Here is a 22,539-nt window from a genome sequence, read left to right as displayed (position 1 = left end):
TTTAGCTTTTCTTTCCAATGCGCGGTTCGGTGCCAGCGATGAGCCGGGCGATATTGGCCTGATGGCGCAGCGCGATCAGCGCGGCCAACCCGATGGCCAGCACCACGATCTGCGGCAGCCCAAGCAACAGCGCCCAGACAGGCGACAGCGCGGCGGCGGCCAATGCGGCAAGCGATGAGATGCGCCAGATCGCGGCCACGGCGGCCCATGTCGCACAGGCCGCAAGGCCCAAGGGCCATGCCAAGGCCAGCAATGTGCCCAAGAAAGTCGCAACCCCCTTGCCACCGTGAAACCCAAGAAACACCGGGTAGCAATGACCCAAGAACGCCGTGAAAGCCGCGACCTGCGCGGCATCTTCGCCCAAGAAGTGGCGCGCAACCAGCACCGCGATACCCCCCTTGGCCGCATCCAGCACCAAGGTCAGAAAGGCCGCCAATTTGTTGCCCGTGCGCAGCACATTGGTGGCCCCGATATTGCCCGACCCGATCTGGCGCAGATCGCCCAACCCGAAAAGCCGTGCCATCACGATACCGAATGGGACCGATCCCAGCAGATAGGCCAAACCCGCCGCCAGCCCCAAAAGCGCGAAAGATGTCTCGAACATAGGGATCATGCAATTGCACCTTGCGCGCGGTCATAGACCACCGCACCATCGACCCATGTGCGCAGCACGCGGCCCTGCATGCGTTGACCGTCGAAGGGGGTGTTTTTCGATTTCGACTGCAAGGCGAAACGATCCAGCACATAGGGGATGTCGGGATCGAACATCACCAGATCAGCGGGCGCGCCGGGGCAAAGCCGCCCCCCGGCCAGCCCAAAGCGGCGCGCGGGGTTGAGCGCGAGCGCGCGGAACAATTCCGGCAGGCTGAGCGCCTCGGCATGGTAAAGCCTCAGCGCTGCGGGCAGCAGTGTTTCAAGCCCGACCGCGCCCGAGGCCGCCGCCTCGAACGGAAGGCGCTTGCTTTCTTCATCTTGCGGTGTGTGCATCGAACAGATGATGTCGATCAGCCCATCGCGTACCGCCGCCACCATTGCCACCCGGTCATCCTCGTCGCGGAGCGGCGGCTTGACCTTAAAGAAGGTGCGATAGTCGCCAACGTCAAAGGCGTTGAGCGTCAGGTGATGGATCGACACACCCGCCGTCACATCCAGACCCGCCGCCTTGGCACGCGCGAGCGCGGGCAGGGCGGCAGCGGTGGTGATCTGGTCGGCATGGTAGCGCACGCCCGTCATCTCGACCAAGGCCAGATCGCGCTCAAGCCCCATCCGCTCGGCCATGGGCGAGACCGCCGGAAGCCCGCGCAGCGAGGCGAATTTTCCCGATGTCACCGCCCCGCCATGGCTTAGCCCCGGATCTTGCGGATGGCCCAAGATCAGCGCATCCAGCGACCGCGCATAGGTCATGCAGCGCGACAGAACCCGCGTGGGGCAGACCGCGTCGCCATCGCAAAAGGCCACGGCACCGGCATCGATCAAAAAGCCGATCTCGGTCATCTCGCGCCCTTCGCGGGCTTTGGTCAGCGCGGCCATGGGGCGCACTTTGACGGCGGCATCTTCTTGCGCGCGGCGGGTGACGAATTCCAGCACCTCGGGGGTGTCGATGGGGGTGGCTGTGTCGGGTCGGGTCACCATCGTGGTCACACCGCCCGCCGCCGCGGCGCGGCCTGCGGTGCGGAAACTTTCCTTGTGCCGCTCGCCGGGTTCGCCCACCTTGACGCCGATATCGATGATCCCCGGCGCAAGGCAGGCTCCTTGGCAATCGATCCCGCCTGCGCGCGGACCTTGGCCAATCTCGGCGATCTGCCCCCCTTCGATCCTGAGCCAGCCGAGGGTGACACTCCCCGCCTCGGGGTCGATCAGGCGCGCATTTCTCAGAAGTGCATTGGTCATCTTATGCTGTCCATCCCACCAAGCCGTTGCCCCCATGCACCGCCGCGTGGGCGCAATCTTGCCGCCATCCCCATCACGACACCCACAAAAGGATCAGCGCCACCAGCGCAAGACCCAAGATCAGCCAAGGCAGCCCGCCTATGCGGCTGGTCGCAGGGTGCGGGGCGCTGGGCTGATCGGCGCGCAGATCCATCGCCGCCTTGGGCAGCGTCGCCTTGTGATCGGCCCCTGCCAAGGGCAGGCTTGCAATCAACGTCAGCGCCGCACCCGGCGTGGGCTTTCCCCCCAGCGCGCGCTCTGGCACCAAAAGCACATGACCCAACAGCGCATTCATCCGCCGTGCATCATCGCCTTCCAGCGCCTTGGGCGCAAAGGCCATGGTGATGTAATCCGACAGCATCATGTCGCCCAGATCGCGGATCGGGAACAACTCGATCTCATCGGTATCAACCGCAGTTCCCAGCCAATCAGCCAGCGGCGGCAAAGCGGGCGCTTCGCCCTGCGCACGGGTCAAATGGGTGTGGCGCAGGCCCGTCTCGGCGTTCACCGCAAAGACATGAAGCCGCTCGCTCATGCCGCCCGCCGCGCGCGCAGGTTTCCGGCCAGCAGTTCCATCGCGGCCATGCGCACGGCCACGCCCATCTCGACCTGTTCTTGAATGACCGAGCGGTTGATGTCGTCGGCGATATTGCCATCGATCTCGACCCCGCGGTTCATCGGGCCGGGGTGCATGACGATGGCGTCAGGCTTGGCAAAGCTGAGCTTTTCGGCATTCAGCCCGAAGCGGTGGAAATACTCCCGCTCCGACGGGATGAAGGCACCATCCATCCGTTCTTTCTGAAGCCTGAGCATCATCACCACATCGGCGTCTTTCAGCCCCTCGGCCATGTCGCCATAAACCTCGACCCCCCAATCGGCGGCACCGGGCGGGATCAGCGTGGGCGGACCGATCAGGCGCACCCGGTTTTCCATCTTGCCAAGCAGGTGGATATTCGAGCGCGCGACGCGGCTATGCGCGATATCACCGCAAATGGCGATCACCAGACGGTGCAGCCGCCCCTTGGCGCGCCGGATCGTCAGCGCATCGAGTAGCGCTTGGGTCGGGTGTTCATGCCGCCCATCGCCCGCGTTCAGCACCGCACAATTCACCTTGTCGGCGAGAAGTTTGACCGCCCCCGAATGGGGGTGGCGAACGACGAGCAGATCGGGATGCATGGCGTTCAGCGTCAACGCCGTGTCGATCAGCGTTTCGCCTTTCTTCAGGGAACTCGCCGACATGGCCATGTTCATGACATCGGCACCCAGCCGCTTGCCCGCGATCTCGAAACTTGCCTGCGTCCGGGTCGAGGCCTCGAAGAACATGTTGATCTGCGTCAGCCCCTTCAGCGGCTGGCCATGCTCGCGGCTGCCACGCTCGGCTTCGGCATAGGCATTGGCGCGATCCAGAAGTGTCGTGATCTCCACCGGGTGAAGCTCTTCGATCCCCAAGAGATGGGTCTGGTTGAATGTCATCGCTCTGCCTCGGTGCATGTCGCGTTGCCCGCTTATAGGTGTGGGTGGGGCAGGGCGGCAAGCTGTTCGGCTCTTCCATCGCGACGCAGGGCGGCATAACCTCGGCCTATGGATGATCTAAGCTTTCATGACGCGCTTGCGATGCTCGACTGGCAGATAGAGCTAGGCGCGGATGAGGCCTTGGGCGACATGCCCGTTGACCGCTTCGCCTTGGCCGATCAAGCAACCGTCCCTGTTCCCGCCGCCATGGCGCCCATTGCGCGTGGGCCTGTTGCCGCGCCGCCTGTCGCTGACGCGCCGCTTGTGCCCTCTGTCGATGCGGTCGCTTTGGCCCAAGCTGCTGCTAGCGCCGCGCAAGACCTGCCTTCGCTGCGCGCCGCGATGGAGGGGTTCGCCCATTGCCCCTTGCGCGAAACCGCGACGCGGCTGGTCTTTGCCGATGGTCTGGTCGGCGCGCGCGTGATGATCGTGGGCGAGGCACCGGGCCGCGACGAAGAACAGCAGGGCAAGCCATTTGTCGGCCAATCGGGCCAGTTGCTTGACCGGATGCTGGCGGCCATCGGCCTTGACCGCGCCGCGACCGATCCGGCAAGGGCGGTCTATATCGCCAATGTCGTGCCATGGCGTCCGCCGCAAAACCGCAAGCCCGAGGCCGAGGAATTGGCGATGATGGCCCCCTTCATGCGCCGCCACATCGCCTTGGCCGCGCCCGATCTGGTGGTCTTGATGGGCAATGCCGCCTGCGAGGCGCTGATCGATCAAACCGGCATTACGCGCTTGCGCGGTGAATGGGTCACGCTGGATGATCGCCCCGCGATCCCCATGCTGCACCCTGCCTATCTGTTGCGCCGCCCCCAGGAAAAAGCGGCCGCCTGGGCGGATCTCTTGTCGCTCAAGGCCCGGTTAAGGACCAAGATATGAGCCGTATCGACGAAACCCGCCCTTTCCATCCCGTCCGCATCGCCGTTCTGGCGGTGTCCGATACCCGGAGCATGGCCGAGGACAAATCCGGCGATCTCTTGGTCGAACGGCTGACCACGGCGGGTCATATTCTGGCCGCGCGCCACATGCTGCGCGATGAACGCGCCGCCATCGCAGATCAATTGCGCGCTTGGGTGGCCGATCCGGGGATCGATGTGATCTTGACCACGGGCGGCACCGGGCTGACCGGGCGCGATGTCACGGTCGAGGCGCATCGCGACGTCTATGAAAAAGAGATCGAGGCTTTTGCCACGGTGTTCACCATGATCTCGATGCAAAAGATCGGCACATCGGCCGTGCAATCGCGCGCCACAGGTGGTGTCGCGGGTGGCACCTATCTTTTTGCGCTGCCCGGCTCAAGCGGTGCCTGCCGCGATGCGTGGGACGAAATCTTAGCGTTCCAGCTTGATTATCGCCATCGCCCCTGCAATTTCGTCGAGATCCTGCCACGGCTTGATGAGCATCTGCGACGGAAATAGGCGGATGCATCGTGTAACCGCTGCATCGATGTTTTTGCCCATTCGGTTTTCGTGCCTATCTTAGACCAAGCGACCCCTAAAGGCAGCCAATTATGCGCTTTTTCCGCCGTGCCCTGACCGGGCTTTTCCTATTTGCTGTGACGCTTGGCCTATTGGCCATGGCGGGTCAGACGATTTTCAGTGCCATCCAAGATCGCATGTCGGGCGGTGGCGGCAGCATGCCCGCGCGTGAGCGGGTTTTCTCGGCTGAGGTCGCGCCTATCGTGATCGGGGCGCAAACGCCGATCTTGACCGCTTTTGGCGAAATCCGCTCGCGCCGCACGCTCGAATTGCGCGCCCCCGCCGAGGGGACAGTGATCGCGCTTTCCCCCAGTTTTGAGGAGGGTGGCGCGGTCGCGGCAGGCGAGGTCTTGATGCGCATCGACCCGACGCAGGCCGACAGCGCCTTGGCCAGTGCGCGCACTAATCTGCGCGATGCTGAGGCTGAACTGGCCGATGCGGCCCGCGCTGTGGGTCTTGCGGGTGAAGATGTCGCCGCCGCGCGCCGTCAGGCCGAACTGCGCGATCGTGCCTTGGACCGGCAGAATGATCTGCTGTCGCGTGGTGTCGGAAGTGCGGCCTCCGTCGAAACCGCCGAGCTTGCCGCCGCAAACGCCGCGCAAGCGGTCTTGTCGCGTCGCCAAGCGCTGGCGCAGGCCGAGGCCCGGCTGGCACAGGCCGAAACAGCGCTTGAGCGTCGCGCCATCGCCTTGGCCGATGCCGAACGCGCGCGCGCTGATACAGTGCTACGCGCCGAGTTCGATGGCGTTTTGTCCGGCGTCACGCTGGTCGAGGGGCGCTTGGTCAACCGCAACGAACAGATCGCGCGCCTGATCGACCCAGACGCGCTTGAGGTCGCCTTTCGCATTTCGACCGCCCAATACGCGCAGCTTTTGCGCGATGGCGCGACATTGCCCGATGCCAATGTGCGGGTGATCTTGGATGTTTTCGGTATGGATCTGGCCTCGACTGCGAAGTTGACCCGCGAAAGCGGTGCGGTCGAAGCGGGGCAATCGGGGCGGCTTTTGTTTGCCAGTATCGATGTGCCGCGTGGTTTGCGCGTGGGCGATTTCGTGCGCGTCGAACTGGAAGAGCCGCCGCTTGACGGTGTCGCGCGGCTTCCGGCGACGGCCTATGGCTCGGATGGGCGTATCCTTGTGCTGGGCGATGAAGATCGGCTGCAATCCGTGGCCGTGACGCTGTTGCGCCGCCAAGGCGATGATGTGCTTGTGCGCGCGCCGGGTCTGGATGGGCGCGAGGTGGTTTTGGCCCGCACCCCGGTTTTGGGCGACGGTATCCGCATCAACCCGATCCGCGAGGCCGAGAGCGGTGAAGCCCCGCCCGAGGCACCGCAGACCATCGCGCTTGACCCCGAGCGCCGGGCACGGCTGATCGCCTTTGTCGAGGCCAACGGCTATATCCCAGCCGATGTGAAGGCCAATATGCTCAACCAATTGTCGCAAGACGAGGTGCCAGCGCAGATGGTCGCGCGCATCGAAAGCCGGATGGGAAGTTAGACCGATGCGCAGCCTTCCCCCCGGCGGCGCCGGTATCTTGAGCTACTTTACCCGACACCGCACAGCCGCAAACCTTTTGCTTATGCTGCTGGTGGTCGCAGGTCTGGCGGCTATCCCGCAGATGCGTGCGCAGTTCTTTCCCGATGTCATCTCGGACGAGATCAATATTGTCATCGGCTGGTCAGGTGCCGGTGCCGAGGATGTGGACGAGGGCATTGTCGCCATTCTTGAGCCTGCGCTTTTGCTGGTGCCGGGTGTGGTTGCGACCGATGCCTCCAGCCGCGAAGGGCGCGCCTCGATCGGGGTGGAATTTGAGCCCGGCTGGGATATGGGACGCGCCGCCGATGAGGTGCAGGCCGCACTCGATGCTGTCTCTGATTTGCCCGAAGATGCCGATGACCCCTCGGTCAGGCGCGGGTCGTGGTGGGACAATGTCACCGATGTGGTGATCACAGGCCCGGTGGAACCCGCCCAGCTTGGCCGTTTCGCCGATGAGTTCGCCGCCCGGCTATTCGCTGTCGGTGTGACGCGCACCACCATTCGCGGTGTTGCCGCACCGCAAACCGTGGTCGAGGTTTCGCCTGCCGCGTTGATCCGCCACGATATCGCCATGTCCGACATCGCCAGCGTCATCGCCGCGGCCGCCACGACGGCACCTGCGGGGGATGTCGATAGTGCCAATGCGCGTATCCGCACAGGTGCCGCCCAGCGCAGCGCCGCCGAGATTGCGGCACTGTCGTTGCGCACCAATGCCGATGGGTCGACGCTACGCGTGGGCGATGTCGCCACCGTCCGCACCGAAGGCGTGGACCGCGAGCGCGCCTATTTCGTGGGCGAGAACCCCGCCATAACCATTCGTGTGGACCGCTCGGAAGATGGCGATGCCATCGCCATTCAGGCGCTTGTTGAACAAGTCGCCACCGAGATGGAGGCGACGCTGCCCAGCGGCACCACCATCGACCTGATCCGCACCCGCGCCGAGGCGATCACGGGCCGGATCAATATCTTGCTCGATAACGCCCTTTTGGGTTTGGCACTGGTCGTGGGCCTGTTGTTCCTGTTTCTCAATGCGCGCACGGCATTTTGGGTGGCGGCGGGTATTCCTGTGGCGCTGCTGGCGGCGATTGCGTTGATGTGGGCGGCGGGGCTGACGATCAACATGATCTCGCTATTCGCGCTGATCATCACGCTGGGGATCGTCGTCGATGACGCCATCGTCGTGGGTGAGCATGCCGATTACCGCGCCCGAAACTTGGGCGAAGATCCTGTCACCGCCGCCGAAACCGCCGCCCGCCGCATGGCCGCCCCGGTGTTCTCGGCCACTGTGACCACCGTGCTGGCCTTTGCCGCGCTGACCGCGATTGGTGGGCGTTTTGGCAGCTTGATCGCCGATATCCCCTTTACCGTCATCGTGGTCTTGATCGCGAGCCTTGTGGAATGCTTCTTGATCTTGCCCAATCACATGGCCCACGCGCTGGCCCATTCGGCCAAGACGCATTGGTATGATCTGCCTTCGCGGGTGGTCAATCGCGGCTTTGATTGGGTCAAGCAGACGGCCTTTCGCCCAGTGATGCGCTTTGTCGTTGTGGCGCGCTACCCGGTCTTGGCGGCGATGATCTTTTTGTTGGCGACGCAAGCGGCCAGCTTTTTGCGCGGCGATGTCGTCTGGCGCTTTTTCAACGCGCCGGAATTGTCGTCCGTGACCGGCAATTTCGCCATGCTCGATGCGGCCGACCGCAATGACAGCCTTGCCATGATGCGCGAAATGCAGCGCGCGACCGAAGCCGTCGCCGCCCGCTATGAGGCCGAGCATGGCACCAATCCGCTGGTCTATGTCGTGGCCGAGATCGGTGGCAACACAGGTGGCGGGCTGTCGGGTGTCGAGAACAAGGATGCCGATCTGTTGGGCTCTATCGCGATTGAGTTGATCGATGCCGATCTGCGCCCCTATTCCTCCTTCGCCTTTGTTTCCGAGCTACAAGATGAGGTGCGCCAGCTTCCGCTGACCGAAACCGTCAGTTTCCGTGGGTTCCGTGGCGGCCCCGGTGGTGATTCCATCGATGTGCAGATTTTCGGCGCCGATACCCAAACATTGAAAGACGCGGCGATCAGCCTGCAAACCCAGCTTGCCCGCTTTGCCGAGGTTTCGGGGCTGGAAGACAGCATGGCCTATGACCGCGAGGAATTGAGCCTTGAATTAACGCCGCAAGGGGCGGCGCTTGGCTTTGAGATCGGGACATTGGGCCGGGTTTTGCGCGACCGGTTGGGCGGGATCGAGGCGGCCAGTTTCCCCGATGGGCCGCGCACCGCCACCATCCGCGTGGAAATGCCCAAGGACGAGCTGACCGCCGATTTCCTTGACCGCACGCTGTTGCGGTCGGCCTCGGGGCAATATGTGCCGCTGGCCGATATCGTGACCGTCACCGCGCGGCAGGGCTTTTCCACCATCCAGCGCGAGAATGGCGTGCGGCTGATTTCCGTCACGGGCGATTTGTCCGAAGATGACCCGGTGCGCGCCGAAGAGATCATGACCGAGTTGCGCGATGTGCTGATCCCGCAGATCGAAGAGCGCTATGGCGTGGCGACGCGTCTGGCAGGGCTTGCCGAGCAAGAACAAGAATTCCTTGGCGATGCGATGACTGGCTTTATCTTGTGCCTGCTTGGGATCTACCTTGTGCTGGCGTGGATTTTCGCAAGCTGGACCCGCCCCATGGTGGTGATGGCGATCATTCCCTTTGGCCTTGTCGGTGCGATCTGGGGTCATGCGCTTTGGGATGTGCCCTTATCGCTGTTCACGGTCGTTGGCCTGATCGGGATGACGGGGATTATCATCAACGACTCCATCGTTTTGGTAACAACCGTCGATGAATATGCCGAAGAGCGTGGGCTGATCCCCGCGATCATCGATGGTACCTGCGACCGTTTGCGCCCGGTGCTGTTGACCACGCTCACCACGGTTCTGGGTCTTGCGCCGCTTCTTTACGAGACTTCCTCGGATGCGCAATTCCTTAAGCCCACGGTGATCACGCTGGTCTATGGTTTGGGTTTCGGGATGTTGATCGTGCTTTTGGTCGTGCCCGCGATCATGGCGATGCAGCAAGACATCGGTAAGCAATTCACCGCGCTGCGTCGCGCCTTGGGCGCCATGCGCCGTCAACGCGGTGTGGCGCTGGGCATCGGCGGATTGGCGCTGGCCCTGCTGGCCCTGTTCGCCGCGACCTTGGGCGGCGCGATTTGGGGCGGTGGCATGGTGGGCCCATTGGCCGGGTTGGCCGATGGCACATGGGCGGCCTTTGGTGTCTTTGTCGCGGGTGCGGCGCTGCTGTGCGTATTGGCTTGGGCGGGGGCCATCATGCTGATGCAGCGCGCCAAGGCACGCTCTGCCTAAGCGCTAACCTTGGCAGCCCTCAAGCTCGACCGCCATCTGCGCGCCGATCACGCTAAAGCGTAGATCGCGCCTGTTCAGTGCAAAGGCCCCGTGATGGGGCGGCACGATATCGGCGGTGGCCGAAATGGTCATGCCATCGCGCCGCGTCATGGTTTCCGACACCCACATGCCCGGATCGCGATGCTCGATCACCACGGTTTCCAGATCGCCCGTCATCGGCAACGCGATAGAGACGCTGACCCGCAGCCCATCCGAGATCGGGGTGAGTTGGCAGCGCGCCGTGCCGGCACCGGCCTCTGCGGCGGTCAGGGGCCGGTCAGCCAGCGCTGCGACAATCGCCGCACTGCGTTGCGTGACCATAGGTAAGCGGCCGGTCAAATCCAGCGTGACGGGGATGCAGACATCAAGGCAGACGCCCATATCAACACGCCCTGCAATCGCGACCTCGCCCGCTGCGCCAAGGATGAACTCCAAGGGTAAAATCACACTGTCCTTATAGCCAATCGAGCGCATGCCGTTGATCACGAAAACATCGGGCCTTGGCCAATGGATAAGCACATCGCGGACCGCGCCATTTTCGTCGAGATGGATCAGCGTTGGCACCCCACCTTCGCCCGGTGCGCGCCAATAAGTCTTCCACCCCGGTGCAAGATCGATCCGGATCGCGGCCATATGGTTGCCATCGGCCAGTCGCCAACCGGGCAAAAACGACACCGTGACCACATCGGCCACGGATTGCCCCTGAAACTCGGCCCGTGCCGCGCCTGCGCCCCAAAACAGGCCAAGCGCGATCACAAGGGCGAGATATCTTTGTGCTGCAATCTTCATCCCATGGGAGCTAGAAACTTGGCGCTGAAATGGAAAGTCACGTTTTGGCGACGCGCGCGTGTCTGTGGCGATCTTGTCGCGCGTATCGCTTGATCATGGCAGGGCAAAGCCCCATCCTTTGTGCCATGACGAACACCACCGCCTCCTTTGCTGATCTGACCGGAAAGCTGTTGATCGCGATGCCCGATCTGGCCGATCCACGCTTTCATGGCGGTGTCGTGTTGCTATGCAGCCATTCCGCCGAAGGGGCGATGGGCCTGATCTTGAACAAGCCGATGTCCGATATCGGCTTTTCCAATATTCTTGGGCAATTGGGGATTGCACGACAGGCAAATACCCCCGATCTGACGGTCTGCTACGGCGGACCCGTCGATATGCGCCGTGGCTTTGTGCTGCACAGCACCGAATATCGGTCCGATGATGCAGAACATCATGCGATCAATGCCGATTTCGCGCTGAGCGCATCGACGGATATCTTGCGTGACATGGCGGCGGGTCGTGGCCCTTTGCGGGCCTTCATGGCGCTGGGCTACGCCGGATGGGGCCCCGGCCAGCTTGAGGATGAGATCGGCGAGAATAGCTGGCTGACCGCTGATGCCCCGCCCGATCTGGTCTTTGCCACCGATCACGACACCAAATGGCAAGGGGGGCTGGCCAGCCTTGGCATTTCCCCCATGACGCTTTCGTCACAGGCTGGGCGCGCTTGACGCCATCGCAAGCTAGCGCGGGGCGGGCAGCGCACCCTTGTTATAGGGCGTCCAATCCGAAATCTCGGGGTAGAATTGGCGGCGCCACGCCTTGACGCGCGGGTTCATGACGCGCCGCCACAAGGGCGGGATCATCGCGGCCATGGTCATCACCGGATAGCCGAATGGCAGCTGTGGGGCGGCATCCTCGGCATAATTCTGCAACAGCGGAAAGCGGCGGTCTGGCTTGTAATGATGGTCGGAGTGGCGCTGCAAATTGATCAACAGCCAGTTCGACGCCTTGTGCGCCGCATTCCACGAATGGCGTGGCAAGACATGCTCATATTTGCCCTCGCCCAGATGTTTGCGCGTCAGCCCGTAATGCTCGATGTAATTGGTCAATTCCAACTGCCACACGGCGATGGCGGCTTGGAAGATGAACAGCGCCACCCCCACCCAACCGCCCAATGCAAAGGCCAAGATCAGGAAAAGCCCCTGTAACAGCCAGTAGCGCCAAAACGGGTTTGCCGGGTCTGCCCATGCCTTGCCGCGCCGCGCCAGCATCGCCTTTTCCGCGTGAAATGCGCTGATCAAGCTGTCGCGCAGCACGCGGGGGAAAAAGCGAAAGAACCCCTCGTTGTAGCGCGCGGTCACCGGGTCGCGGGTCGTGCCGACATAGCGGTGATGGACCAACAGATGTTCAGAGCGGAAATGTGAATACAGCACGCTTGCCAACAGCAGATCGGCCAACCAGCGTTCCAACCGGTTTGATTGGTGCATGAGTTCATGGGAATAATTGATCCCAATGGTGCCCGAAAGCACGCCAACCCCGAAAAACAGGCCAAAGGCCTCGGCGGTGGACAGCGTATCGCTGTGCGTGGCGAAATGGATCAACGCGAAAATCGTCACAAGCTGGAGGGGGAACCACACCAGCGTCACCAACCGATACCAAAACAGATCAGCCTCGGGCGTGGTGGGGTCGGCATTGTCCAGATCGAGGCCAATGGCCAGATCAAGCAGGCTAAACAGCCACCATGTCATCAGCGGCATCGCGATAAGCCACCAGCCCCCTTGCCCGGCGACAAAGGCAATCAGCGGAAACAGCGCCAGCGACATCCAATAGGGCAGGGCGCGGGCAAATTTTGCGACATGTGCTGCGGGGATCATGGCCGGTCTTTCCTTTCACCCTTTGGCGATGCTTTGCGCGTGGGGGGCTTTTGGTCAATCCTCTGGCCATGCCCCTTGGGCCAGATCCCACGCCTTGCGCATCACTGTAGGCAGGTTTGCGGGCCGAAATATGGCGCGCGGGTGAAATTCGCCGCGATCAGGTGTCGCATCTTGGCCGACAGACCCCAGCCGCAGCGCTAGCCGCAGGTGGAAATGGGTGAAGGTATGGCGCACCTCAAGCCCCGGATCGTGCCAATCGGCGGCGATAGGCGGCACCTCAAGCGGGGGTGTTTCGGCCCAATCGCTGCCGGGCCAGCCAAGCATGCCGCCCAAAAGCCCCGTCTCGGGCCGTGTCTCAAGCAGCATCGCGCCATCGGCGCGCCGCACAAGATAAGCGATGCCAAGCCGTGTCGGAACCCGTTTCTTGGGCATTTTGCGCGGCAGTTCGGCAGCGATGCCCATGGCGCTGGCCCGGCACATCGCGCGCAAGGGGCAGATACCGCAGGCGGGGTTGCGCGGTGTGCAGATCGTGGCACCCAGATCCATCACCGCCTGCGCGTAACAGCCGGGCCGCTTGGCGGGGGTCAGCCGCTCTGCCAGCGCTTTCAGCTCTGTTTTCGCGACTGGCAGCGGTGTTTGCACCGCAAAAAGCCGCGCCAGCACGCGCTCGACATTGCCATCCATCACCGCCGCCGGGCGGTCAAAGGCAATCGCCGCGATGGCGGCGGCCGTGTAGGGGCCAATGCCGGGCAGGGTCAAAAGCCCCGCCTCATCGTTGGGAAAGCGTCCGCCATGATCTTGGGCCACGACACGGGCGCATTTCAACAGGTTGCGCGCCCGCGCATAATAGCCAAGCCCCGCCCAAGCGCCCATGACCGTTGCATCCTCGGCCGCGGCCAAAGCACTTACATCGGGCCAACGTGTTGTGAATTCGTGGAAATAACCGCGCACGGCGGCCACGGTGGTTTGTTGCAGCATCACCTCGGACAGCCAAACGCGGTAGGGGTCGGGCCGCGCACCGCCCGCCAGTGCCATAGGCGCAATCCGCCATGGCAGATCGCGCGCATGGGCATCATACCACGGCAACAGGGCCGCGCTGGCATCGCTATCGGAAAACCCGTCACGCAAGGTTTATCTGCTCCCCCGCAGGCTGTTATTGGTTAGCATCGCATTAAGGCATAGATTGACCGCGACAACACGAAAGCAACCCATGCCGCGCAAGCCCAAAATATCGCCAACTGATCCGCCCGCGCGCCGCAAGCGCGGCTTCGAGACGGCGGGTGCATTGCTTAGCAGCACGCTCAAGGCACCCGCAGCCCAGCGTGGCTTTGGCGAGGCCAAGCTTTTGACCCATTGGCAAGAGATCGTCGGCACAGAGATTGCCGCCATCGCGCGGCCCGTGCGCATCAGCTGGAGCCGCGGCTTTGGTGGCACCTTGATCTTGCTGACGACAGGCGGCCATGCCCCGGTTCTCGAGATGCAAAAGGAACGTATCCTTGAACGGGTCAATGCCACCTATGGCTACCGCGCCATTGCCCATGTCCATATCACCCAGACCGCGCCAACGGGCTTTGCCGATGGTCAGGTGGCCTTTCGCGCCCAGCCACCCAAAGCGCCCCTGCCGCCTGACCCCGCGACCTTGTCGCGCGCAATGGCGACCGTGGATCAGGTGGCGGATGATGGATTGAAACAAGCCCTCGCGCGTCTTGCGCGCAATGTGCTAACCCCCAGAGATCGTTGAGGAGAAGAGCAGAACATGGATCGCAGAACCATTCTTTTGGGCGCAGGCGCCGGTGTCTTGGTTGCAGGCGGCTATGCGGCTTTGCGCCCGCAAACCACCCCGGCCCTGTCGCTATTGCCGCAACCAGCCAATGCGCAGACAAGCGATGCCGCCGCCGCCGATGCGCCGCAGGTGATCGAGATGGTCATGGGCGATCCGGATGCGCCGGTCGAGATGATCGAATACGCCTCGTTTACCTGCCCGCATTGCCGCACATTCCACGAGAACACGCTGCCCTTGCTCAAGGCCGATTACATCGATCAAGGCCGCCTGCGCTATGTCTACCGCGAGGTCTATTTTGACCGTTTCGGCCTTTGGGCCGGGATGGTCGCGCGCTGTGCGGGGCCAGAGCGGTATTTCGGCGTCGTCGATCTGATCTATGGTCGTCAAGCCGAATGGACGCAGGGCGCACCCGCCGAGGTGGCCGAGAATCTGCGCCGGATCGGGCGTACGGCGGGCTTGAGCAATGAACAGCTCGACGCTTGCCTGACCGATGGGGCGATGGCCCAAGCGCTGATCACTCGCTACGAGGCGCATATGGCCGAGCATGATATCTCGGGCACGCCTGCCTTTGTGATCGCGGGGCGTTTGCATTCCAACATGAGCTATGCCGAAATGGCGGTGCTGATCGACGAAGCGCTTGTTGCCGCGCAATAAGGCACAACGCGACTTTGGATGGGGTGGCCCTTGGGCCGCCCCTTTTTCTTGCCCTCACGGCTGTGCAGGGCGCGCCGTCAAGACCCGCGCGAGCGCGGCATCCAACGCCTCCCAATCCGCGATCTCGAGCCGCACGGGCAAGGTCATGACCTGCGCGCGCAGTGCGGGCGCAAGGCGGACGGCGTCTTTCTCGGTCGTCACCACCTGTGCGCCCAGCGCCTTGGCCTCGCGCAGCATGCGGCTCATCAAGGCATCGCTCAGCGGTTGGTGATCGCGCAACGCATGGGTGGCGCGTAAATCCGCGCCCATCGCGCGCAGTGTGCGAAAGAATTTCTCGGGGTGGCCGATCCCTGCAAAGGCCAACACGGGCACCCCGGCAAGCGGCAGGCCGGTTGGCAGCGCCGCCAGCGCGCCCGTGACATGCGGCAGGGTCAGAACCGGCCCCCATGTCTGGGCGAAACGCGCTTGCGCCTGCGCATCGCCAATCGACAAAATCAGATCGGCGCGCGCTAAGCCGGTGGCGATGGGTTCGCGCAACGGCCCGGCAGGAATAACCAAGCCATTACCAAAACCGATATGCGCATCCACCACGACGATGGCCAAATCATGGGCGAGCGCGGGGTTTTGAAACCCGTCATCAAGCAAGATCGCCTGCGCCCCAGCGGCGATTGCGGCGCGTGCGCCTGCCGCGCGGTCCTTGGCCACCCATGTCGGCATAAAGGCCGCCAACAGCAGTGCCTCATCGCCGGTTTCGGCCGCGATGTGCTGGCGTTCCACGACACGGACCGGCCCTTGCAATGTGCCGCCATGACCGCGCGTGACCGCATGCACCGCGACCCCGCGCGCGGCCAAACGCGCAGCCAGCGCGATGACCGTCGGTGTCTTGCCCGTGCCGCCCGCATTCAGATTGCCAATGCAGATCACCGGCACATCCAGCCGCGCGCGCGGGCCGCGCGCCAGCCGCCGCCGCGTCGCGCCCGCATAAAGCGCGCCAAGCGGTGAGAATAGCCTCGCCCATAGCCCCGGTGAGGCGTGCCAAAACATCGGCGCGCGCATCAGCCGAGCGCCCCGTCCAAAGCCTTGAGCAAGATCGCCTTGGCCCGATCCGTCACATCCGCCCCGGCAGAGACAACCTCCCACGCGGCATGGGCCATGATCGCGGCGCGGTCAGGGGCAAGCAATTCATCAACCGCCTCGGCCAAGGCCTGCGGTGAGGCGACAAGCCTTGCCGCGCGTGCATCGCTCAGGCGTTGGTAGATATCGACGAAATTGCTGACATAGGGGCCATGCAATATGGCCGATCCAAGGGCGGCAGGCTCGAACGGGTTATGCCCGCCAATCGGCTCCCATGAGCCGCCGACAAAGCTGACGCTGGCCAAGCGATACCATAGGCCCAACTCGCCCATTGTATCGGCGAGGTAAACGGGGGCCTCGGCCTCGGGGTTTTCGCCCGTGCTGCGCCGTGTATAGGCCCAAGCGTCATCGTCGAGCATCACCGCAATCTCATCGCCGCGCGCAGGGTGGCGCGGCACGAGGATCAGCAAAAGCCGCGGATTGGTGCGCATCGCGATGCGATGGGCATCAAGCACTTTGCGTTCCTCGCCCGGATGGGTCGAGGCCGCGACCCAGACCGGGCGGTTGCCGATCACGGCGCGCATGGCATCAAGTAACCGGTTATCGACCGGCAAGGCAGCGGCCCCTTCCTTAAGGGTGCCTGTCACCATCAAGCGGTCCATCGGCATACCAAGGCGGCGCAGGTAGATGGCGCTCAGGTCATCTTGGACCATCGCAAGCTGGAACCGGGCCAAAAGGCTGCGCGCCATGCCGCGCAAGAACCGCCAGCGGTCGTGGCTGGCCTTGGACATGCGCGCATTGAGCAAAAGCATCGCAATGCCCCGCGCATGGGTTTCGCAGATCAAGGCGGGCCATAGCTCGCTTTCGGTCCAGACCGCGAGGTCGGGTCGCCAGTGATCAAGGAAACGCGCCACAAAGGCGCGCGCATCGAGCGGCACATATTGGTGCATCGCCCCTTCGGGCAGGCGGTCGGCCATCACGGCGGCCGAGGTGACGGTACCCGTGGTCACAAGGATGGAAAGCTCGGGCCGCTCTTCCAACAACAGGCGGATCAACTCCAGCAGGGCGATTGATTCGCCCACGCTTGCGGCGTGAAACCAGATCAACGGCCCTTGGGGGCGGGGGCGGCTGGCGATCCCGCGCCGCTCATCCAGCCGTGCGGGGTCTTCCTTACCGGCACTCGCGCGCTGGGTCAGCTTGCCTTCGGCAAAGCCCAAAGCGCCGCGCTTTGACCAGGCGAGATAGAGAGCAAGGGCAAGTGAGCGTTCCATAAGATATGTCAGCCATTCATGTTTGGGCGACCGGCAAAGCTGCGGCGCACCCTAGGGATTGGCCCGCGCGGGTCAAGCGGCGTTGCCGCGCGCCTGTAGAAAGGCTGCGTGCAACACCGGCGCACCGGCCAGCACACCGTCGACCTTTGGGCTGGCGCTGTTGAAGCGCAAACCTTGCCCTGCCATGTCAGTGGCCATACCGCCCGCTTCGGTGATGATCAGCGTCCCGGCGGCGATATCCCATTCCCATGTCGCGCGGAATGTCAGCATCGCGTCAAAGCGCCCTTCACCCACCAGCGCCATGCGATATGCAAGCGAGGGGCGATAGGCGCGTGTGACCTCTGGCACGCCATGGGGCCAATGGGCGGGTCCAAGCGTATGCTTGGTGGCCAAGACCTCTGCCTCGTGGAAATGGCGCGCATCCGAGGCGCGGATCGGCCTGTCGTTGAGTGTCGCGCCACCCCCCAAAGATGCCGCGTAAAGCTTGCCACGGATCGGCAGATAGACCACCGCCGCGATCACCACCCCATCCTCGACCACGGCCAGAGAATGCGAAAAGGCCGAGCTTCCTTCGATAAAGGCGCGGGTGCCGTCAATCGGGTCGATGACGAAGACACGGGCCGCCCCCAGCCGGGCGTGATTGTCGGGCGTTTCCTCGGACAGCCAGCCATAATCGGGGCGGGCATCCATCAGCCGGTCATGCAGCATGTCGTTCACGGCCAGATCGGCCTCGGTCACGGGGCCGGCATCATCGGGCTTGTCCCATGTTTCGGGGTCGTCGCGGAAATAGCGCGCCGCGATCCGGCCTGCGCCGCGCGCCGCCTCGATCAGCAAAAGCAAATCTTCGCGCGCCTCAGGCCCCGGCAAGCGTCAGCCCCTCGACCAAAAGCGAGGGCACGACGCGGCTGAGGTGCGGGCGCGCGTCATTGGCCGGGCGGATCGTCAAAAGCATATCGCGTAGATTGCCCGCGACGGTGCATTCATTGACGGGATAGGTGATCTCGCCGTTCTCGACCCAAAACCCCGAGGCACCCCGCGAATAATCGCCTGTTGTCGCGTTGATCGACGAGCCGATCATCGAGGTGATCAACAAACCCGTTCCCATCTCGCGCAAGAGCGCCGCGCGGCTTTGCGCGCCTTGCGTCAGGGCGACGTTGCCCACGGCAGGTGACGGCGGGGACGAGGTGCCGCGGCTGGCGCTCCCCGTGGATGGCAGGCCCAGCTTGCGCCCCGTGGCCAGATCCAATGTCCATTCCATCAAGATGCCATCGGCCACGATGATGCGCCGCCGGGTTGGCAAGCCTTCGCCATCAAAGGGCCGCGAGGCCGAGGCGCGGGGGCGATGCGGGTCTTCGATGATCGACAAATCGCTTGGCAAGACCTGTGCGCCCATGAGATCGCGCGCCCAAGATGCGCCGCGCGTGATCGCGGTGCCATTGGTCGCGGCCAAAAGATGCCCGATCAGCCCCGATGAGATGCGCTCGTCAAAGATAACCGGATATGCGCCGGTTTTCGGTTTGCGCGCGCCCATACGCGCCACGCTGCGTTCACCGGCGATGCGCCCGATCTCTTCGGCGGACAAAAGATCGGCGGCATGGTTGCGCCCATCGCCGAAATAATCCCGCTCCATCCCCAAACCCTCGCCGCTGATCGCGACGCAAGACAGCCCATGATCGGATCGCGCATAGCCGCCTGCAAAGCCGTTGCTGGCGGCCATATGCACTTGGCTGCGCGAAAAGCCCGCATTGGCGGCCTGCACTTGGCTGACGCCCTTTACGGCAAGCGCCGCGGCCTCGGCCTCTTGCGCGATACGCTCAAGCTGCGCGGGGTCGGGATCGGGGCCGGGGTCGCACATATCCAGCGCGTCACCATTGCGCAGGGTGGAGAGTTGCTCGCGATCAGCCAGCCCCACGGTCGGATCATCGGGGGCAAGACGCGCCATAGTGACCGCACGGCTGGCCATTTCGCGCAAGGTTTCGTCGCGGATGTCCGAGGCGGAGACACAGGCTTGCCGCTGCCCGACGATGACGCGTAGCCCGATCTCAACCCCTTCGGAGCGCTCGGCCTGTTCCAAGGCGCCGCCGCGCACGCTGATGGATAGCGAGGTGCCATCGACAGCGATTGCATCCGCGCCATCCGCGCCTGCGCGGCGCGCGTGGTGAAGCAACGCTTCGGTCAGATCGGCGAGGGATGTTGACATGGGCATGGCACCTTGGCGCTTGGGGTTCACATCGACCTAGTGCCCGCACCCGCCCGGCGCAAGCCATCCCAGCCGCCCCATCGGTCTGGGCCTTGGGGCGCGCGCTTCAGCGCAAGGGCACACCATTGGCGGTGATCCCACCGCCTTGGGTGAATTCCAGCCGCGTCTCTAGCGTGTCGGGTGTGGCACCGGGGCGGGCAAACGCACCCAGCAGCCCGCGCGCCATGGCCAATTGCTCAATCGGTACCAGACCCGCCGCCTGTAGCCGGTCGAAAAGCGCGTTTAGCCCGCGCAGTTGCAAATCCACTGCCCCCACGGGCATGGGGATCGGACCGGGCGGGAAATCGGCACGCCCGCTGCCGGTCAATTCCGCACCTGCAGCAGTGATGCGCAATTCGTTGATGCGCAGATCGACAAGCTCGGCGGGGATATCGCCCATCGCTGTGGGATCGACTGCAAGCAGATCGCGCAAGATGCGCGCCGTGCCGCCGAGGTCAACAATCGCGGTGATCGGATCGCGCGGAATGGCCCCTGCCGGATCGGCAAGCGCCCAAACCTCGGGGCTGGGTGCCAGTTCGCGATAGGCCAGCCGCAATGCGAAATCTTGGGCCTGATCGCGGGGTGCCAACGGCAGACGAAAGGCAAGCTCGGCCCCGCCGACCGTAAAGGCCACAGGCACCGGCAATTCGCGCGAGGCCAGATAAGTGGATGCCGCCATTGCACTCAGGGCAAAGTCGATCTGATCGCGCGAGACATCGGTGGACAGTCGCCCCCCTTGGTTAGAGGTCAACAGGGTAAAGGCATCGCGCGGATGCGAAAAGGTCATCTCGAGCCGCGCGCTGTCATAGGCCAAGGCACTGCTGGCGGCGAAATCCTTGGGCAAGGCACCGGGCTTGGCTGCGAGGTTGGCGATGTTGCCAAGCTGGCCTGTGCCGGCGCTGGTGCTGGCACCCAAAGCAAAACTCACCTTCAAATGCCCATCTTCGCCGGGCGGTGGGCTGATCTGGATTGCACCTGACATGCCGCTGATCGCCGCATTGCTGGCATAGCGCAGATCGGCGGGATTGGTGCCATCAATCTCGTAACGCGCGGTCAGATCGGCCAGCGCGACCATGACATCGATGACCGGAAGCGGGCCGCTGCCGCCGGTGATCGGGCGATCCTCGAGCATCAAGCTTGGGGCGGTAAAGTCATAGGCGCGTGCTGCCGCCGTGCCGCTGGCGATCACGCGCAGATCTGGCGCGATGAGGGCAAAGTTTAGATCAACCGGCGGCCCGATATTATCCGGGCGAAAGCTGACGGTCAGATTATGGGTGTCGGACATGGTGATCGTGACACGGCCATCACCGGTTTCGGTGAACACCAGCTGATCGAGCCGCGCGATGGTGGTCACCTCTCCATCGGCGTAGCGCATGGCATAGCCGTTGAGCGTCAGGCTGCCGTCACCGGTGATCTGCTCTTGCACGGTAACAGTCTGGCCCATGGCTGCGGCTTGGCTTTGCCATTCGGCCCAAAGCTCTGATGCGGTCAGGGCGAACAAGGGCTGCGCCCAGCTCAGCGCCAGTGCCGAGAATGTCACGATGAGCGGTTTTGCAAAGGTCATGGCATCCATCCGAGAAAGAGAGTGTGGGCAGCGCGTCAACCCAAACTGTCGGCCCTAGGCCGTGCTGCGGTCAAGTCCCGATCCGACGTTCGCGACGCTTTGGTCTGGTCGCGCCGGATCAGTGGCGCTAGCATCCCAGTCGCGCAGACACCACACAAGAAAGGGAAGCCCATGCCCGATATGAGCGCAAAAACCGTTGTGATCACCGGTGCAAGCCGTGGGATCGGTGCGGCCGCTGCGCGCGCCTTTGCCGCGCAAGGTGCCAATGTCGTGCTTTTGGCGCGCGACCGCGATGCGATTGCCACGCTTGCGGGCGAGATTGGCGCACGCGCGCTGGCCGTGCCTTGCGATGTGACCCGCTATTGGGAGGTGGAGGCCGCCCTTGCGGCTGGCGCTGCTACCTTTGGCGGCCTTGATGTGTTGATCAGCAATGCAGGCGTGATCGACCCCATCGCCGATGTTGCAGCTGCCGACCCCGAGGTCTGGAGCCAAGCCATCGACATCAATCTTAAGGGTGTGTTTCACGGCGCGCACGCGGCCCTTCCGCTGATGTTGCAGCGCGGTGGCGGTACGATCATCACCGTCAGCTCGGGCGCTGCCGTCAACCCGGTTGAGGGGTGGAGCGCTTATTGCGCCTCCAAGGCGGGGGCCAAGATGTTCACCGCTTGCCTCAATACCGAATATGGCGCGCGCGGTATTCGTGCGCTGGGCCTGTCACCCGGTACCGTTGCCACCGACATGCAGCGCGAGATCAAGCAATCGGGTGTGAACGCGATCAGCCAGCTGGATTGGTCAGTGCATATCCCGCCCGAATGGCCCGCAAAGGCCTTGATCTGGATGTGCGGGGCTGATGCAGACCCGTGGTTGGGCAACGACATCTCGCTGCGCGATCCAGATATCCGCGCAGCCGTGGGTGTCGGCCCATGATCGATTGCGCGCGCGATGACGGGCTTTGGACGCTGACGCTGAACCGTCCTGAAAAGGCCAATGCGTTGAGCGCTGCGATGCTGGAGCAACTGGTCGATCTGCTGCTCGAAGCCTCGGTCGATCCGCATCTGCGCGCGCTGATCATCACCGGGGCGGGCGACAAGGTTTTCTCGGCCGGTGCCGATCTGGATGCGGCGCGCGCGGGTCTGGCGACATCGCCCTTGTGGGAACAGGTCTCGGGTGCGATTGCGGCCTTGCCTTGTTTGACCATCGCCGCCCTCAACGGCACATTGGCGGGCGGTGCTTTTGGCATGGCGCTGGCTTGTGACATCCGCATCGCGGTGCCGCAGGCGCGGTTTTTTTATCCCGTGGCGAAGCTTGGCTTTTTGCCGCAACCCTCCGACCCCGGGCGGCTTGTGGCGTTGATGGGACCGGCGCGGGCCAAGCTGTTGCTCTTGGGTGGGCAGAAATTTTCCGCCGATGACGCGCTGGCCTTTGGGTTGATCGACCGGATCGTATTGGGCGCGCATCTGATGGACC

General features: G+C 63.7%; 21 protein-coding genes. 9 read left to right on the top strand and 12 right to left on the bottom strand.

The window, feature by feature from the left end; genetic code table 11:
* Position 1: 1 nt before the first annotated feature.
* The 4 genes from plsY to KG698_RS12545 form a co-directional block, all read right to left on the bottom strand.
* Positions 2–604: a glycerol-3-phosphate 1-O-acyltransferase PlsY gene (gene plsY, locus KG698_RS12560; protein ID WP_300983912.1), complete on the bottom strand. Its 603-nt coding sequence runs from the start codon at positions 602–604 to the stop codon at positions 2–4.
* A gap of 5 nt (positions 605–609) precedes the next feature.
* Complete coding sequence (gene pyrC / locus KG698_RS12555) at positions 610–1,890, bottom strand: dihydroorotase (RefSeq protein ID WP_213685930.1); 1,281 nt, start codon at positions 1,888–1,890, stop codon at positions 610–612.
* Between the two features lie 73 nt (positions 1,891–1,963).
* On the bottom strand, positions 1,964–2,464 hold the full coding sequence (locus KG698_RS12550) for a hypothetical protein (protein ID WP_213685929.1): 501 nt from the start codon (positions 2,462–2,464) through the stop codon (positions 1,964–1,966).
* Positions 2,461–3,402 (bottom strand): aspartate carbamoyltransferase catalytic subunit, encoded by a 942-nt coding sequence (locus KG698_RS12545; protein WP_213685928.1) that lies wholly within the window; start codon positions 3,400–3,402, stop codon positions 2,461–2,463. The genes KG698_RS12550 and KG698_RS12545 overlap by 4 nt, the downstream gene beginning before the upstream one ends.
* Positions 3,403–3,510: 108 nt before the next feature.
* Here KG698_RS12545 and KG698_RS12540 point away from each other — a divergent pair, with 108 nt between their 5' ends.
* From KG698_RS12540 to KG698_RS12525, 4 genes are all read left to right on the top strand, one after another.
* On the top strand, positions 3,511–4,323 hold the full coding sequence (locus KG698_RS12540; RefSeq protein ID WP_213685927.1) for a uracil-DNA glycosylase: 813 nt from the start codon (positions 3,511–3,513) through the stop codon (positions 4,321–4,323).
* The gene (gene moaB, locus KG698_RS12535; RefSeq protein ID WP_213685926.1) at positions 4,320–4,862 is read left to right on the top strand and encodes a molybdenum cofactor biosynthesis protein B; all 543 of its coding nucleotides are present in this window, start codon (positions 4,320–4,322) and stop codon (positions 4,860–4,862) included. The genes KG698_RS12540 and moaB overlap by 4 nt, the downstream gene beginning before the upstream one ends.
* A gap of 92 nt (positions 4,863–4,954) precedes the next feature.
* Positions 4,955–6,418, top strand: a complete 1,464-nt coding sequence (locus KG698_RS12530) for an HlyD family efflux transporter periplasmic adaptor subunit (protein ID WP_213685925.1) — start codon at positions 4,955–4,957, stop codon at positions 6,416–6,418.
* Positions 6,419–6,422: 4 nt separating this feature from the next.
* Positions 6,423–9,806 (top strand): efflux RND transporter permease subunit, encoded by a 3,384-nt coding sequence (locus tag KG698_RS12525; protein ID WP_213685924.1) that lies wholly within the window; start codon positions 6,423–6,425, stop codon positions 9,804–9,806.
* Positions 9,807–9,809: 3 nt separating this feature from the next.
* On the opposite strand, the gene KG698_RS12520 is transcribed toward KG698_RS12525, so the two are convergent.
* Positions 9,810–10,634 carry a protein-disulfide reductase DsbD domain-containing protein gene (locus KG698_RS12520; RefSeq protein ID WP_213685923.1) on the bottom strand — a complete coding sequence of 275 codons (825 nt, stop codon included), beginning with the start codon at positions 10,632–10,634 and terminating at the stop codon, positions 9,810–9,812.
* 125 nt (positions 10,635–10,759) lie between these two features.
* Here KG698_RS12520 and KG698_RS12515 point away from each other — a divergent pair, with 125 nt between their 5' ends.
* Complete coding sequence (locus tag KG698_RS12515) at positions 10,760–11,341, top strand: YqgE/AlgH family protein (protein WP_213685922.1); 582 nt, start codon at positions 10,760–10,762, stop codon at positions 11,339–11,341.
* Positions 11,342–11,353: 12 nt separating this feature from the next.
* On the opposite strand, the gene KG698_RS12510 is transcribed toward KG698_RS12515, so the two are convergent.
* Entirely contained in the window at positions 11,354–12,487 is a 1,134-nt protein-coding gene (locus KG698_RS12510; RefSeq protein ID WP_213685921.1) for an alkane 1-monooxygenase, read from the bottom strand.
* 54 nt (positions 12,488–12,541) lie between these two features.
* Complete coding sequence (gene mutY / locus KG698_RS12505) at positions 12,542–13,615, bottom strand: A/G-specific adenine glycosylase (RefSeq protein WP_300983886.1); 1,074 nt, start codon at positions 13,613–13,615, stop codon at positions 12,542–12,544.
* 82 nt (positions 13,616–13,697) lie between these two features.
* Between mutY and KG698_RS12500 the strand changes: the two genes are divergently transcribed.
* Together KG698_RS12500 and KG698_RS12495 are read left to right on the top strand one after the other, a co-directional pair.
* Positions 13,698–14,228: a DUF721 domain-containing protein gene (locus tag KG698_RS12500; RefSeq protein WP_213685920.1), complete on the top strand. Its 531-nt coding sequence runs from the start codon at positions 13,698–13,700 to the stop codon at positions 14,226–14,228.
* A gap of 15 nt (positions 14,229–14,243) precedes the next feature.
* Positions 14,244–14,924 (top strand): DsbA family protein, encoded by a 681-nt coding sequence (locus tag KG698_RS12495; protein WP_213685919.1) that lies wholly within the window; start codon positions 14,244–14,246, stop codon positions 14,922–14,924.
* Positions 14,925–14,978: 54 nt separating this feature from the next.
* On the opposite strand, the gene lpxK is transcribed toward KG698_RS12495, so the two are convergent.
* The 5 genes from lpxK to KG698_RS12470 form a co-directional block, all read right to left on the bottom strand.
* Positions 14,979–15,980: a tetraacyldisaccharide 4'-kinase gene (gene lpxK, locus KG698_RS12490; RefSeq protein WP_213685918.1), complete on the bottom strand. Its 1,002-nt coding sequence runs from the start codon at positions 15,978–15,980 to the stop codon at positions 14,979–14,981.
* Positions 15,980–17,269 (bottom strand): 3-deoxy-D-manno-octulosonic acid transferase, encoded by a 1,290-nt coding sequence (locus tag KG698_RS12485; RefSeq protein WP_213685917.1) that lies wholly within the window; start codon positions 17,267–17,269, stop codon positions 15,980–15,982. The genes lpxK and KG698_RS12485 overlap by 1 nt, the downstream gene beginning before the upstream one ends.
* 72 nt (positions 17,270–17,341) lie before the next feature.
* The gene (locus KG698_RS12480) at positions 17,342–18,136 is read right to left on the bottom strand and encodes a 3'(2'),5'-bisphosphate nucleotidase CysQ (RefSeq protein ID WP_213685916.1); all 795 of its coding nucleotides are present in this window, start codon (positions 18,134–18,136) and stop codon (positions 17,342–17,344) included.
* Complete coding sequence (locus tag KG698_RS12475; RefSeq protein WP_213685915.1) at positions 18,123–19,469, bottom strand: TldD/PmbA family protein; 1,347 nt, start codon at positions 19,467–19,469, stop codon at positions 18,123–18,125. Before KG698_RS12475 ends, KG698_RS12480 begins: the two co-directional genes overlap by 14 nt.
* Positions 19,470–19,575: 106 nt before the next feature.
* Positions 19,576–21,072, bottom strand: coding sequence for a DUF2125 domain-containing protein (locus KG698_RS12470; protein WP_213685914.1), 1,497 nt, complete (start codon positions 21,070–21,072; stop codon positions 19,576–19,578).
* Positions 21,073–21,243: 171 nt separating this feature from the next.
* On the opposite strand from KG698_RS12470, the gene KG698_RS12465 reads away from it, so the two are divergent.
* Both KG698_RS12465 and KG698_RS12460 read left to right on the top strand, forming a co-directional pair.
* Entirely contained in the window at positions 21,244–21,999 is a 756-nt protein-coding gene (locus KG698_RS12465; protein WP_213685913.1) for an SDR family oxidoreductase, read from the top strand.
* On the top strand, positions 21,996–22,539 hold a 544-nt coding region (locus KG698_RS12460; protein ID WP_213685912.1), incomplete at its 3' end, for an enoyl-CoA hydratase/isomerase family protein. The genes KG698_RS12465 and KG698_RS12460, both read left to right, overlap by 4 nt.

The organism is Roseicyclus sp. (assembly GCF_018402035.1).
Taxonomy (GTDB): domain Bacteria; phylum Pseudomonadota; class Alphaproteobacteria; order Rhodobacterales; family Rhodobacteraceae; genus Roseicyclus.
This window is presented reverse-complemented; position numbering and strand designations above follow the sequence as displayed.